Here is a 260-nt window from a genome sequence, read left to right as displayed (position 1 = left end):
GTCGTCGCTTCCGCTCTGCCATTTCGAGCCGCGACTGTCCCTTTAGATCAGATTGCGGTGCACTGGCCGATCATCGTCAACCTTCTGGCCGGGAGCCTGGCTGGTGCCTGGCTCGGCGCGGGTTGGGCAACGCGACTGAAGTCCGAGACGCTCTACAAGGTGATTGCGGTTCTGCTGCTCATGATCGCAGTCGTGCTGGTGTTCGGTCATGACATCGCAGCAGGTTAGGCCCTTGTCACCGGGACTGCGCAGATTATGGC

The 260-nt window shown here is 60.8% G+C and carries 1 pseudogene; it reads left to right on the top strand.

Going from position 1 to position 260, the window contains the following annotated elements:
• Nucleotides 1-225, top strand: a pseudogene (locus AF337_RS11560) (TSUP family transporter); the annotation flags it as partial.
• Nucleotides 226-260 lie beyond the last annotated feature (35 nt).

Origin of the sequence: Rhizobium ecuadorense (assembly GCF_001187535.1) — a bacterium.
GTDB lineage: Bacteria > Pseudomonadota > Alphaproteobacteria > Rhizobiales > Rhizobiaceae > Rhizobium > Rhizobium ecuadorense.
This window is presented reverse-complemented; position numbering and strand designations above follow the sequence as displayed.